This window comes from Massilia norwichensis (genome assembly GCF_024753245.1).
GTDB lineage: Bacteria > Pseudomonadota > Gammaproteobacteria > Burkholderiales > Burkholderiaceae_D > Telluria > Telluria norwichensis.
This window is the reverse complement of record NZ_JANUGX010000024.1, coordinates 11,285-24,038: the sequence shown is the minus strand read 5'-3', so window position 1 is coordinate 24,038 and position 12,754 is coordinate 11,285. Positions and strand designations below refer to the sequence as shown.

At 66.0% G+C, this 12,754-nt stretch carries 12 protein-coding genes; 7 read left to right on the top strand and 5 right to left on the bottom strand.

The annotated features are described in order from the left end of the window. Positions 1–13: 13 nt before the first annotated feature. From hisI to NX782_RS18380, 7 genes are all read left to right on the top strand, one after another. The gene (hisI, locus tag NX782_RS18410) at positions 14–448 is read left to right on the top strand and encodes a phosphoribosyl-AMP cyclohydrolase (protein ID WP_258846935.1); all 435 of its coding nucleotides are present in this window, start codon (positions 14–16) and stop codon (positions 446–448) included. Next, on the top strand, positions 445–786 hold the full coding sequence (locus tag NX782_RS18405; protein WP_258846934.1) for a phosphoribosyl-ATP diphosphatase: 342 nt from the start codon (positions 445–447) through the stop codon (positions 784–786). Before hisI ends, NX782_RS18405 begins: the two co-directional genes overlap by 4 nt. A 39-nt stretch (positions 787–825) precedes the next feature. Further along, the gene (locus NX782_RS18400; RefSeq protein ID WP_258846933.1) at positions 826–1,200 is read left to right on the top strand and encodes a histidine triad nucleotide-binding protein; all 375 of its coding nucleotides are present in this window, start codon (positions 826–828) and stop codon (positions 1,198–1,200) included. A gap of 114 nt (positions 1,201–1,314) precedes the next feature. Further along, on the top strand, positions 1,315–1,563 hold the full coding sequence (tatA, locus tag NX782_RS18395) for a Sec-independent protein translocase subunit TatA (RefSeq protein ID WP_258846932.1): 249 nt from the start codon (positions 1,315–1,317) through the stop codon (positions 1,561–1,563). Positions 1,564–1,572: 9 nt separating this feature from the next. Next, a complete protein-coding gene (gene tatB / locus NX782_RS18390; protein WP_258846931.1) occupies positions 1,573–2,088 on the top strand; it encodes a Sec-independent protein translocase protein TatB in 516 nt (171 codons plus the stop codon). Positions 2,089–2,095: 7 nt separating this feature from the next. Then, positions 2,096–2,848, top strand: a complete 753-nt coding sequence (tatC, locus tag NX782_RS18385) for a twin-arginine translocase subunit TatC (protein WP_258846930.1) — start codon at positions 2,096–2,098, stop codon at positions 2,846–2,848. Between the two features lie 146 nt (positions 2,849–2,994). Beyond that, on the top strand, positions 2,995–3,165 hold the full coding sequence (locus tag NX782_RS18380; RefSeq protein ID WP_258846929.1) for a PEP-CTERM sorting domain-containing protein: 171 nt from the start codon (positions 2,995–2,997) through the stop codon (positions 3,163–3,165). Positions 3,166–3,186: 21 nt separating this feature from the next. On the opposite strand, the gene NX782_RS18375 is transcribed toward NX782_RS18380, so the two are convergent. The 5 genes from NX782_RS18375 to NX782_RS18355 all read right to left on the bottom strand — a co-directional run bounded on the left by NX782_RS18375 (position 3,187) and on the right by NX782_RS18355 (position 12,669). Beyond that, positions 3,187–3,393 carry a hypothetical protein gene (locus NX782_RS18375; RefSeq protein WP_258846928.1) on the bottom strand — a complete coding sequence of 69 codons (207 nt, stop codon included), beginning with the start codon at positions 3,391–3,393 and terminating at the stop codon, positions 3,187–3,189. A 199-nt stretch (positions 3,394–3,592) separates the two neighbouring features. Continuing rightward, positions 3,593–4,411, bottom strand: a complete 819-nt coding sequence (locus NX782_RS18370) for a CsgG/HfaB family protein (RefSeq protein WP_258846927.1) — start codon at positions 4,409–4,411, stop codon at positions 3,593–3,595. 121 nt (positions 4,412–4,532) lie between these two features. After that, positions 4,533–6,470 (bottom strand): DUF885 domain-containing protein, encoded by a 1,938-nt coding sequence (locus tag NX782_RS18365; protein ID WP_258846926.1) that lies wholly within the window; start codon positions 6,468–6,470, stop codon positions 4,533–4,535. An 83-nt stretch (positions 6,471–6,553) separates the two neighbouring features. Next, the gene (locus NX782_RS18360) at positions 6,554–10,714 is read right to left on the bottom strand and encodes a DEAD/DEAH box helicase (protein ID WP_258846925.1); all 4,161 of its coding nucleotides are present in this window, start codon (positions 10,712–10,714) and stop codon (positions 6,554–6,556) included. Further along, complete coding sequence (locus NX782_RS18355) at positions 10,711–12,669, bottom strand: alpha/beta hydrolase family protein (RefSeq protein ID WP_258846924.1); 1,959 nt, start codon at positions 12,667–12,669, stop codon at positions 10,711–10,713. The genes NX782_RS18360 and NX782_RS18355 overlap by 4 nt, the downstream gene beginning before the upstream one ends. Between the last annotated feature and the right edge of the window lie 85 nt (positions 12,670–12,754).

Here is a 12,754-nt window from a genome sequence, read left to right as displayed (position 1 = left end):
GGACACGACACAGATGGTTACCCCGACGACGACCCCATCGATTCCGGCCCAGCCCTGGCTGAAGAAGGTCAAATGGGACGAAAACGGCCTGGTGCCGGTGATCGCCCAGGAAGCCGCAACCGGCGACATCCTGATGTTCGCCTGGATGAACCGCGAAGCCCTGGCCAAGACCGTGGAACTCGGCGAAGCGGTGTATTGGAGCCGCTCGCGCAAGAAGCTGTGGCACAAGGGCGAAGAGTCCGGCCACGTGCAGAAGGTGCTGGAAATCCGCCTCGACTGCGACGAAGACGTGGTGTTGCTGAAGGTCGAGCAGGCCGGCGGCATCGCCTGCCATACCGGCCGTCACTCCTGCTTCTTCCAGAAGTTCGACAATGGCGACTGGCAGGATACCGATCCGGTGCTGAAGGATCCGGACACGATTTACACGAACCCGAAAAAAACAAAATGAGCACCACCCTGAACCGCCTGGCGGCGGTGATCGAATCGCGCAAGCCGGAAAACGGCGGCGATCCGGACAAATCCTATGTCGCGCGCCTGTTCGCCAAGGGTGACGACGCCATCCTCAAGAAGATCGGCGAAGAAGCCACCGAGACCGTGATGGCGGCCAAGGACGTGCGCGCCGGTGCCGATGCGTCGAAGCTGCTGTACGAAGTGGCCGACCTGTGGTTCCATTCCGCCGTGCTGCTGGCGCGTTTCGGCCTGACGCCGGAACAGGTGCTGGACGAGCTGGCGCGCCGCGAAGGCCTGTCCGGCCTCGACGAAAAGGCGGCCCGCAAGCAGGATTGATACCGTGGGCACGGTGTGCCCACCCTACCTGGAGAGAACATGGACAACTGCATCTTTTGCAAGATCGTCGCCAAGCAGATTCCGGCAGGCGTGGTGTACGAAGACGAGGATTTGCTCGCGTTCAAGGACATCAACCCGGCGGCGCCGGTCCACCTGCTGGTGATTCCGAAGCAGCACGTGGCCACGCTGTCCGACTGCACGGATGAACACGCGGCGGTGCTGGGCAAGATGCTGGCGCTGGCGCCGAAGCTGGCTGCCGAACATGGTATCGCCGTCAAGCAGGGACCCGATGGCCAGCGCAGCGGCGGTTATAAAACGCTGATCAACTGCGGGCCGGACGGCGGGCAAGAGGTCTATCACCTGCACCTGCACGTGTATGGCGGTCCGCGTCCATGGCGCGGGCTCGGGACCTGACGCCTAGAGCTTAAAAACAACTTCCGGGTGGAAAGAAGCCATGCCGGGGAATCATCGCGTATACTGCGCGTACGCTGTATGCGAATTCGGGCGTACGCCTGCAAGGAGAAAACAATGGGTTCGTTTAGTATTTGGCACTGGCTGATCGTGCTGGTGGTGGTTGTGCTGGTGTTCGGTACCAGCAAGCTGAAGAACGCAGGTTCCGACCTGGGTAAGGCTGTCAAAGGCTTCAAGGACGGCGTCAAGGGCAGCGAGGAAGAGCGCCAGGCGAATGCCAACGTGCCGCCGGCACCGCCTTCGCAGGTGGTCGACAAGTCGACCACCACGATCGACGTCGAAACGCGCGAAAAGAACCGCTCGTAATTCCTGTCCATGATCGATCTCGGGCTTTCCAAACTTGCCGTCATCGGGGTGGTCGCGCTGATCGTGATCGGCCCCGAACGCCTGCCCAAGGTGGCGCGCATGGCCGGCACCCTGTACGGCCGTGCCCAGCGCTACCTGCACGAGGTGAAGTCGGAAGTCTCGCGCGAGATCGAAATGGAGGAGCTGCGCAACCTGCACAAGGAAGTGCAGGAAACCGCGCACAGCTTCAAGACCGAGGTCGAGAGCTTCGGCACCGAGGTCGAGAGCACGGTCTCGTCGCACCTGGGCGAGGTCGAATCGGCCTGGCGCGGCGACGCCATGGCCTCGTCGGCACCGACGCCGACCGCCACCCCGGACGACATCGAGCGCAAGGCGCGCGAATTCCGCCGCAAGAAGCTGGTCAAAACCTCCAGCATTCCATCCTGGTACAAGAACCGCCACGGCGGCCGCCAGCACGTGCTGTCGGGCGCGGCGCGCGTGCGCAAGTTCCGCCCTGGCGCCAAGTCCAACACTTCCTTTTTCTAGAGTCTAGATGACTGACGAAGCTGCAGGCGAAACTTTCATTTCGCACCTGGTCGAATTGCGTGACCGCCTGGTCAAGGCCGTGATCGGGGTCGCTCTCGTCTGCATCGCCCTGCTGGCCTGGCCCGGTCCGGCGATGATCTACGATTTCCTGGCCGCCCCCATGCTGGCCTCGCTGCCGGTGGGTGCCAAGATGATCGCCACCGGCGTCAGCGCCCCCTTCCTGGTGCCGATGAAGGTCACCCTGGTGCTGGCGCTGATCCTGTCGCTGCCCTGGGTGTTCTATCAAGCCTGGGCCTTCATCGCGCCTGGCCTGTACGCCCACGAAAAGCGGCTGGTGCTGCCGCTGGTGATTTCGTCCTCGCTGCTGTTCATCGCTGGCGTCGCGTTCTGCTATTTCTTCGTGTTCGGCCGCGTGTTCCACTTCATCGCCAACTTCGCCCCGACCTCGATCGCGGTGATGCCCGACATCGAGAACTACCTCGATTTCGTGATCTCGATGTGCCTGGCCTTCGGCGCCACCTTCGAGGTGCCGGTGGTGGTCGTGATCCTGGTGCGGATGGGCATCGTCAGCGTCGAGAAGCTGAGGTCCTTCCGTCCCTACATCATCGTCGGCGCCTTCGTGATCGCCGCCATCGTGACGCCGCCGGACGTGGTCAGCCAGCTGGCCCTGGCGGTGCCGATGTGGCTGCTGTTCGAACTCGGCCTGCTGCTGGCGCCGGTGTTCGTGCGCGTTTCCCGCGCGCCGGAAGAGCACGCCTGATTTCCTAGCCGGCAGCCATGCTGTCGGCATATCTTACAGTGCACCCGCTACCCGGATGGCGCATGCCATTAAGTGACTGATTCGGCATAATAATTTCCTCTAGGCATCGATCTTGCTTCTGTCTAGGCAACGAATCAGGAGCCAGGATGAAACCCAGCCGCCACCGCATCACCGTCGCCTTGCTGAGCGCCTTCGCGCTCGGGGCGGCCGTCGCGCCGATGTTTGTCACCTCATCGGACGATGCGGTGCCGGAACCGCTCTCGGTCGGCCTGATGGGGATCGGCCTGCTCGGCCTGGCCCTGGTGCGGCGGCGCTGAAGGCCGCCGCTGACGGAGAACTCAAGCCCGCGGTGCGGCCGCGGATGCGCACAGCATGGCAGCCGGCGCCGCTCCCTGTGCCTTGGCGGGCGCTGCCGCCACGTCGCGGATCACTGGCGTCGCCGCGCCGGAAGTCGCTTCCGGCATACCGTCGATGACCATCGTACCGAGGCCGACGGTGGCCAGTGCGACGATGAAGATGGCTTCCATGTGTTTGTGGATGTTCATGCTGTTCCCCTTGAATGGCTGGTTTCGGAAAGTGCGGAGCGCTGTTTGCGTTCACGATCTCCATTCAGCACGCGGCGTGCCAGCCCCTGGAAAAGGAAAAACGCCCTTGCGGGCGTCGAACAGGCCGCCAGGAAGTCGGGCCGGGGACAACATCTTGCGCAGCAGTGTCGGATCAAACCCAACACCGCCGGCGATGAGCTCAATTGGTCTTCAGGACGCCGCCGTTACCGAGGCCGCCTTCGACCGACTGCGCCTTGTAGGCACGCACGGCTTTTACCATCTGGTTGTACGAATCCATGAACGAGGCCGCCAGCACCTTGCCTTCCGGCGTATTGCTGAAGCCGCTGGCACCGGCCAGGCCGTGCTGGAAGAAGCCGGCCATGAAGCCCAGGTCCCAATTGCGGGCACTGCCTTCGGCGGCCGCCAGCTGGATGCCCGAGCGGTTGTCGGTCAGCAGCAGCATGGTCGAGGCTTCGTTGGACTTCATCGAGCCGCCGACCAGCGAAGCGACCACGCCGATGCGCCCACCCACCAGGCCGTTGACGCCGCCCGTGCCTTTCTGGCTGAAGGTGATCGACGGCGTCATCGTGTAGTCGGCCGCCACCATCTGGCCCTTGCCGATGTTGCCGAGGTTAGTCTTAGCGTTGCGCAGTTCGCCGGTAGCCATCAGCTCGCGCTCGCCCTGCATCTGGCGGAAGGCCTGGCCGCGCTCAACGATCACGAAGCAGTTCGACTGCTGGATGATCATGCGCAGCAGCGGCACCGTGCTTTGCGTGCGGTACTGCGCGGTGAGCTGGTTGATCCAGGGCTGGTTCGATTCCTCGACGATGGTGAGGGTGCCGAGCGAGCGGTCGCAGCGTTCGAGCTGGCCGTTGGCATCGACGGCGTTGGCGCCGCCAGCCGCACCGGTGGCGACGGTCTTGGCGCCCGAGGCACCGATGGTGGGCGCGGTGGCGCAGGCAGACAGGGAGAACAGCAGGGGAAGCCGCAGGCAGGCCGGGCGATGCGGCAGGTTCATGGAGGCGTCCTTCGCGGTTGAGGGGAAACCGCGCAATCCTAAGGCCTGCCTGGGGTGGGCGCTTGTGGGCAATCAAGCGGCGGCAGGACGGTCGATCTGCCTCATGCCGCCGCCTTATGCCTTACTGCATCAGCTGACCGATGATGCGCACCGGCGCGTTGCCGTAGCTGAGGAACTGGTCGTGGAAAGCCTTCAGGTTGAAGCGCTCGCCCAGTTGCTGCTTGCGGCGCTCGCGCAGTTCGACGATGTCGCTGTAGCCGCTGAAGTAGCTGGTCAGCTGCACCGACGACAGTTGCACCCGGCGCCATTTTTCCACGGCTTCCTGCGGGGTCTGGAAGGCCTGGCGCACCAGCAGGTCCAGCGCCTGCTCGCGGTTCATGCCGAGCACGTGGACGCTGTAGTCGAGGATGGTGTTCGACACGCTGCGCAGGTTCCACTTGCACCACATGAGCATCAGTTCCGGCGCGTTGTTGCCGTAGCCGGATTCGAGCATCATGCGTTCGCCGTACACGGCCCAGCCCTCGATCATAGCGCCGTTACCGAACAGCGACTTGACCAGCGAAGGCGAACGGTTGGCGTTCATCAGCTGGGTGTAGTGGCCGGGGATCGCCTCGTGGATGTTCAGGATCTGCAGCATCCAGTTGTTGTACTCGCGCAGGCTGCTTTCGGCCTGCTGCGGCGTGAGCCCATCCAGCGGCGTGACGTTGTAATAGGTCTTGTCCTTCGGCCGATACGGTCCCGGCGCATCGATGCTGGCGCCGGCCACGCCGCGCTGGTACAGCGGGGTCTCGCGCACCACCAGCGGTTTGCTCGGATCGATCGTCACCAGGTTGTTCTTGATGACGTACTCCTGCAGTTGCGGGATCTGGCGGCGGATCTCGGGCAGGAAGTCGGCGGGGGCGACGTGCTGCAGCGAGAGCTTGTCGATCACCATGCCGATCTTGCGGAAGCGGTCATTCGGCTTGCTCGCATTGCCCATGGTCTGCGGCCACAGCTGGTCGGCCAGCGCATCCATGCGGGTGAGGAGGTCGTCGCGCGCGGCCAGCGCCTTGCGGTAGGTCTGCTCGGCCGTGCTCGAAGACTGGATCTCGAACGCGAACTTCTGCTCGTACAGCTCTTTACCGAGGCGGAACGAACGGGCGCGCTGCATCTGCTCCTGGGATTTATCGAGGTCGCTCAGATAGTCGACCCAGGCCAGCACCGCGCTGCCGGCGTTCGCCACGCGCTGCGCGAAGATCGCCTTTTCCTGCGGCGTCAGCTGGCTTGACTCCTGGGCTGCCTTGCCGACGTCCGCCAGCACCACCAGCGTGCCCGGGGCTTGCGAGATCGCCAGTTGGGTGTGCTCGCGGGTCGGGTGCAGGATCGAGGCTTGCGCCGCCTGATAGTAGGCCGGCACGTCGGCCAGGCGCTTGAGGATGGTGCGCAGGCGCTGCGGTTTCGCGGCGTACTCGGTGTTCAGGATCAGGTCGAGCGGCTGGGCCACGTTGAACTGGGCCGGATTCCATTCGAAGTCGCGGTAGACGGTCAGCTTCCAGCGGTCGTATTGCAGCTTGTTGAGCAGGACCGCGAGGTCGGTGCGCTGGTTGGGCGACAGCTTGTCGGCATTCAGCTTGCGGAATTTTTCCAGCCACTCGTCGGTGAAGGCCAGCTCCTTGGCGCGGGTCGGCGCGTCCGGAATGGTCAGCTTGGCGGCGGCGTCGAATTTGCCGACGTAGATGCCGCCTTCCGGATCGACGCGCCACAGCGCGGTGAGGAACTGCATGGACAGCGAATCCATGTAGCGGTCGTTGCGGTTCTGCGAAGTCGGGGCCGGCGAAGGTGCCGGCGCTGCCGCAGCCACCGCGGCGGCAGCGACCGGCGCGGCGACGGCGGCGGCCTTGCCTTTGCCCTTCGCGGCGGATTTGCCCGCGCCTTTGCTCTTGGCCGAGGACTTGGCCTTGGCGCTGCTGGTCTGCTTCGGCTTGGCCGCCTTGCTGGTGCGCGCGCTTGCCGGCGCCAGCGCGAAGCTGGTGAGCAAAACTGCAAGAGCAAGCTTCGGCGCGATTTTCGTTTTCATCATCGTGGTCTGTCTGCCTGATTAAAAAATTGGCGGGCGCCAGATTAGCACCATTCCCCACCTTTGCGGAATCTTGAAACAATACGTCACGTATCGAGCGCCGGCGCGCGCACGCCCGTGAGCCCGGCCTGCAGCATGGCCAGCATGTCGTCGGGCGACATGCGCGCCGAGACGTCGCTGCCTTCGAGCAGGCTGTCGGCCAGGTCGCGCTTGTGGCGGTGCAGGTCGACGATGCCTTCCTCGATCGTGTGTCGCGCCACCAGGCGGTAGATCGTTACCGGCCGCTGCTGGCCCATGCGGTGGGCGCGGTCCGAGGCCTGGTCTTCCACCGCCGGGTTCCACCACGGGTCCATGTGGATCACGTAATCCGCCGCGGTCAGGTTGATGCCGACCCCGCCGGCCTTCAGGCTGATCAGGAACAGGTCGCCGTCGCCGGCCTGGAAGGCATCCACGCGGCGTTTGCGTTCCTGCATCGGCGTGGCGCCGTCGAGGTACTGGTAGCGGATGCCGCGCTCGTCGAGGTGCTGGCGCAGCAGGGACAAGTGGTCCACGAACTGGCTGAACACCAGCGCCTTGTGGCGGTTCTCGAGCAGCTCGTCGACCAGGCGCGCAAAAGCTTCCAGCTTGCTGCTGCGGATGCCGCTGTCGGGCGCCACCAGCACCGGATTGCAGACCGCGCGGCGCAGCTTCATCATCTCGGCCAGGATCTGGATCTGTTTTTGCGCCTGCGGTGCTTCCAGCGTGGCGATGCGTTCCAGCGCGTCGCGGCGCAGCGATTCGTACAGCGCCGTCTCCTCCGCACTAAGCTCCACCGGCAGCACGATCTCGGTGCGCGGCGGCAGTTCGGACAGCACCTGGGCCTTGGTCCGGCGCAGGATGAAGGGCTGCGTGAGCCGGCGCAGGCGCGTGCGCGCGGCCAGCTCGGCGCGTTTGTCGCTGGCCTTTTCGATCGGCCCGGCAAAGCGCAGGTTGAACTGGTCGCTGGTGCCGAGCAGGCCCGGGTTGATGAACCTGAACAGGTTCCACAGCTCGCCCAGGTGGTTTTCCAGCGGCGTGCCGGTGGCCGCCATCCGGAAGTCCCCACGCAGCGACATCACCGCCTGCGAGCGGCGCGTGTGCGCGTTCTTGATCGCCTGCGCTTCGTCGAGCACGATGGTGTGCCAGCGCTGCTCCTTGAACAGCCCCGCTTCCAGTTGCAGCAGGCCGTAGCTCACCACGATCACATCGAAGGCGCCGGCATCCTTGACCATGGCGGCGCGGTCGCCGGCGCCGAACAGCTTCATGTTCAGGGTCGGTGCGAAGCGCTCCGCTTCCGCCATCCAGTTGGTCGCCACCGAGGTCGGCGCCACCACCAGGGTCGGGCCGCCGGGCGCGCGCGACAGGATCAGGGCCAGCGCCTGCAGGGTTTTGCCGAGACCCATGTCGTCGGCCAGGCAGGCACCCACGCCCCAGTGCGCAAGCCGCGACAGCCATTCGAAGCCTTCGACCTGGTAGTCGCGCAGCTCGGCCTGCAAGGTGGTCGGCAGTTTGGGCTGGTAGTCGGCATTTGCCTGCATGTGCTGCAGGTGCTTGCGCCAGGCGACGTCGGCGTCGACTTCGCCGGCTTCGAGCGCCATCTCTTCCAGTGCGAAGCTGGCCAGCGGGTGGAAGCGCAGCGCCTCCTCATCCGCATCGGTATAGGCCGACAGGTCGGTCAGGCGGCGGTGCAGCTCGTCGGTGAGGGCGATGAACTGGTTGTCGCCGAGGGCGATAAAGCGGTCTTCGCGCAGGCGGCCCAGCAGCTCGCGCAAGTCCATCACCTTGTTCTCGTCGATCTTGACCTCGCCGTTGGCGGCGAACCAGTCCTTGTCGCGGCGGATGTTCAGGCGCACCGATTTCGACGACAGCTTCCTGGTGACGCGGAAGGATTCGCCCTCCGGCCAGGCGACCACCACGCGCGACGCATCCACCTGCTGCAGCTCGGTGATCAGCTCCAGGCAGTGGAAGGGTTGACCGAGCAGCCATTCGCCGTGTTCGTGCTCGGCGTTCTCGAGCGCCTTGCAATCGGCCAGCAGCTGGCGCTCGGCTTCGCGCTCGGCGTTCAGGTCGCGCTTGGCCTCCACGCGCACGCCTTTTACATCCGCGATAATGCTCTCGGCGCCGTCGCCGGGCTGCAGATAGGGACCGGCATCCGGCAGCGGACGCACCAGCACGCGCACGCGCAGGCCCTGCTGGTAGGGCAGCAGGTGCACGTGCAGGCGCATGTCGGCTGCGACCGATTCGATGTCGGCCGGGCTGCCGCCGATGTCCGACTGCACCGTCACGATCGAAGAAATCGCGCTGATCGCCTGCAGCACGCGCTTTTCCGCCTCCAGCGGCACTTCCAGGCCCGCGCCGACGATGGCGCCGATGCGTTTATGCTCGTCCTTGATGCGCACGATGCGCAGCCGGGTCGGCGTCTCCTTGGTCACCACGACCTCGCCCTGCTGCTCGCGCATAGTCGGGTTCAGCGAGATCGTCACCTTGCCGCCGCCGGCGCGCACCATCAGTTGCGGCTCGCCGGGCAGCAGCTCGATGCGGGTGCCGGGCGAATCCATCCAGAACAGCAGCGGGTGGCCGGCCAGCAGCGCCACCGCCTTGTCGAGATCGAACTCGTAGCGCATGCCGGTGCCGCTGTAATAGCGGTAGGCGCCGATCGTGCTCGCCACCTGCACGTCTTGCGCGGTCAGGAAATCGAGTTCGGCCGCATCCTCGGCCAGGCGCTTCAGGGCCATTGGCCGGCCGCGGGTCCAGCCGCCTTGCACGTCGCGCTTCTGTTCGCGCGGTTCCAGCGCGCGCACGCCCAGGTGCTCGTCCCAGCCGACCAGCCAGGCCAGGCGCGATTCCTTCACCACCTCGACGTTGACGGCCGGCTGCAGATTGATCAGGGCGTTGAGCTGGCGCTCCCATGGCTGCTCGCGCTCGAACCACAGCGCCATGTCGGTAAAATGGTGGCGCTGGCGCAGCGCGATCGCGCGCTTGTCAGCTGCAACTGAGCCGCCCATCCCAAGCTGGCCCAGCACCGAGCCGATCTGCGCGGCGATGAAGTCGAAGCCGGCCGCTTCCGCCGTCTCCATCTGCTGCTCGAGGAAGGCTTGACGATCCACCAGCTGCGGTACGCCCAGCCACCAGTGCAGCAGGGCGCGGAACATCACCGGCTGCAGCGAGGTCTCCCAGTTGCGCGAGGGGAGGACGTCGGCGTCGACGGTGCCGCCGCGGATCTGGCGCAGCATCGACAGTTGCTGGTAGACGGCCGTATCGTGGCTTTGCACGGCGCGGGTGGCCGATTCGAGATAGCTGTCCAGTGCCTTGGCATGCTTCGGATCGCTGCTTCTTAACAGCGCCGTGATGTACAGGTGGCCGCCGATGCCCTCGAAGATGGCTTTTCTCTTGCCGGTCTCCTTGCGCAGCGCCTTGAGCGCCTTGTCGAAGCCGCCCAGGGACTCGTCGAGGTCGCCGCGCAGCAGCTGCAGCACGCTGCGGTAGTACAGCGTCGCCGACTCGTCGAGGTCGATCAGCAGCTCGGCGGCGGTATCCAGACGGCCGCACAGGATCAGGTGCTCGGCCAGCGCCATGCGCAGCGCCATCGAGGCCCCGCCCTGGGCCACGTGTTCCTCGGCATAGGCACGGATCGGCGGCGCGCTGCCTGGCTCGCGCTGGACGTGATTGACCAGCACCGCCAGCACCTCGTCGCGCACCGCGCCGTTGATGCGTTCGATGAGTTCCGGTTCGAAGGGGCGGGCGCAGATGTCGACCAGCGGGTGCAGGTAGGCCGCTTCGTGGCAGCGCAGGCAGGCGCTCAGGAGCGGCGCGATGGTCTTCGGGCCCTCGCCGGCCAGCAGCGCCATGCGCAGCAGTGCCACGCCCTGGCGATAGCTGCGCAGCATGGGCGTGCCCTGCCAGTCCAGGCGCAGCGGTGTGACGGTCTGGTAGACCTCGCGGATGTCGTTCAGGCGGCGCGTGCGGATGGCCCAGGCGATCGCCGGCCAGGCCAGGTCCGGGGTGATCACGTAGCCACGTCCCGTCAGCTCGCCGATCAGGCCATCGGCACGTAGTGCCGTCAGGTCGTCGGCCAGGTCGTTTTCGGTCGCGCTCTCGCCCAGCGGCAGCAAATGCTCGTGGATGCGCCGCCGGCCCATCGGCTCGCCGGCCAGGGCCAGCAGCGCCAGGACCAGCTTGCGCTTTTCGCTGCACGCTTCGAGGATCGCGCTTAAAACCTCGACACTCATGCGGCGAGGTTCTCGATCTCGATCGCGGGCAGATCGGCAGGTAGCGGAATGCCGAACACGCGCAGGTAAAAATACAGCTCCGCCTCCAGCGTGCGCACGATGCTGTCCGCCTTGCGGAAGCCATGACCTTCGCCTTCCAGGGTCAGATAGGCCACCGGCACGCCGCGTGCGCGCAGGGCGTCGACCATCACCTCGGACTGCGGCGGCGGCACCACCTTGTCGTCCAGGCCCTGGAAGAAGATCATCGGGCGGCGCAGTTTATCGGTGTGGTTGATCGGCGAACGCTCGGCATACACGGCGTCGGCGCGGGCCTTTGGCGCGATCAGGTATTCGTTGTAGTGCGACTCGAACTTGTGCGAGTCCGCATCCAGGCCCTTCAGGTCGGACACGCCGTAATAGCTGGCGCCGGCCTTGAACACGTCGTGGAAGGCGAGCGCGCACAGGGTGGTCAGGCCGCCGGCGCTGCCGCCGCGGATCACCAGGCGTTCGCGGTCGACCAGGCCCTGGTCGGCCAGCTCGTAGTTAGCCATATGCAGGGCGCCGGCCACGCAATCCTCGACGTCGACCACGCCCCATTGTTCCTTCAGCAGGTCGCGGTAGGCACGGCCGAAGCCGGTGCTGCCGCCGTAGTTCACGTCCAGCACGGCGATGCCGCGGCTGGTCCAGAACTGGGTCGCCAGTTTCAGGGTGCTGCTGGCCATGCCGGTCGGGCCGCCGTGGCCGATCACCATCAGCGGCGGCAGTTCGCCGGGCAGCGGTGCAAAATCCGCATTCGTCGGCGGATAATAAAAGGCGTGCGAGGTGCGGCCGTTCATGCTCGGATAGCTGACCGTGCGCGGCACCGACAGATAGCCGACCGCCGGCAGCTCCTCGATCGAACGCGCCAGCACTTCACGCGCGCCGCTCGCCAGGTCGATGCGCACCACTTCCGCGGCGATGGTCGGGGCGCCGGCCAGCAGCACCAGGGTGTCGCCGCTGACCCGCAGCTCGCGGATTTCCTGATACGGATTGTCGATGGGGCTCAAGGCACCGCTGGCCGTGTCCAGGCGCGCCAGCCGGCTGACGCCATTCTCGATATAGGTGCAGACGATCTCGCCGTCCGTGCGGAAGCCGTACATGCTGTTGCCGAATACCCAGTGCGGACCGCCGAACTCCGCCTCGCGCGGACACACCGGGTGCACCACGCCATGTTCGTAGCGGTGCAGGTTCCACCAGCCGCTGCGGTCCGACACGAAATACAGGAGGCCGCCCGGCGACCATTCCGGCTGCACGATCGCCTCCTGCGGCCCGCCGGCGATCAGGCGGCCGTTGGCCAGGCTGCCGTCCGCGGCGATGTCGGCCAGCCACAGCTCGGTGCCTTCCCAGGGCATGCCCGGGTGGTTCCAGCACAGCCAGGCCAGCTGTTTGCCGTCCGGCGAGATGCGCGGCGACGAATAAAAATCGTAGCCGTCGTCGAGCACCAACTGCCGGCCGTCGGCGCCGAGCGCGCACAGGGTATTCACCGGATAGGTGGCGCCGGCCGAGTGGTCTTCGCGCACGCCGACCAGGCGGGTATGCACACGGTCGAGCACGAAGTCGGCCCAGCGCAGGGCGCCGCCTTCGCTGACCGGCAGCGGTTCGGCGCCGGCAGTCGGATTGATCCTGTAAATACGGTTGTCGGCAAAATTCGAGAACCACACGCGCCCGTCCGCCACGAGCACCGCGCCGCCGCCGTATTCGTGCACGCGGGTGCGGGCATTGAAGGGCGCCGGCGTGAGTTCTTCGACCTCGCCGCCGCGCTGGCGCAGCAAGGTGGTGCGGCCGCCTTCGCTGGCACGGCCGGCCAGCCAGAACAGGTCGGCGCCGTCCAGCAGGACGCCGGACAGCGGAGTCGAGCCGGCGGCGACGACGGCGGCGGTGATTGGGGAGGCCCAGGCGCCGCACGGGGCAGCCTGCTTGCGGGAAGAGTTGGTCATGATCGGTCCTGGCGACGGATGGACGCCCATTATAAGTGGCATCCGCGCCTCACGAAGGACAGGTCAGGACGGCCCAACAGTGCGA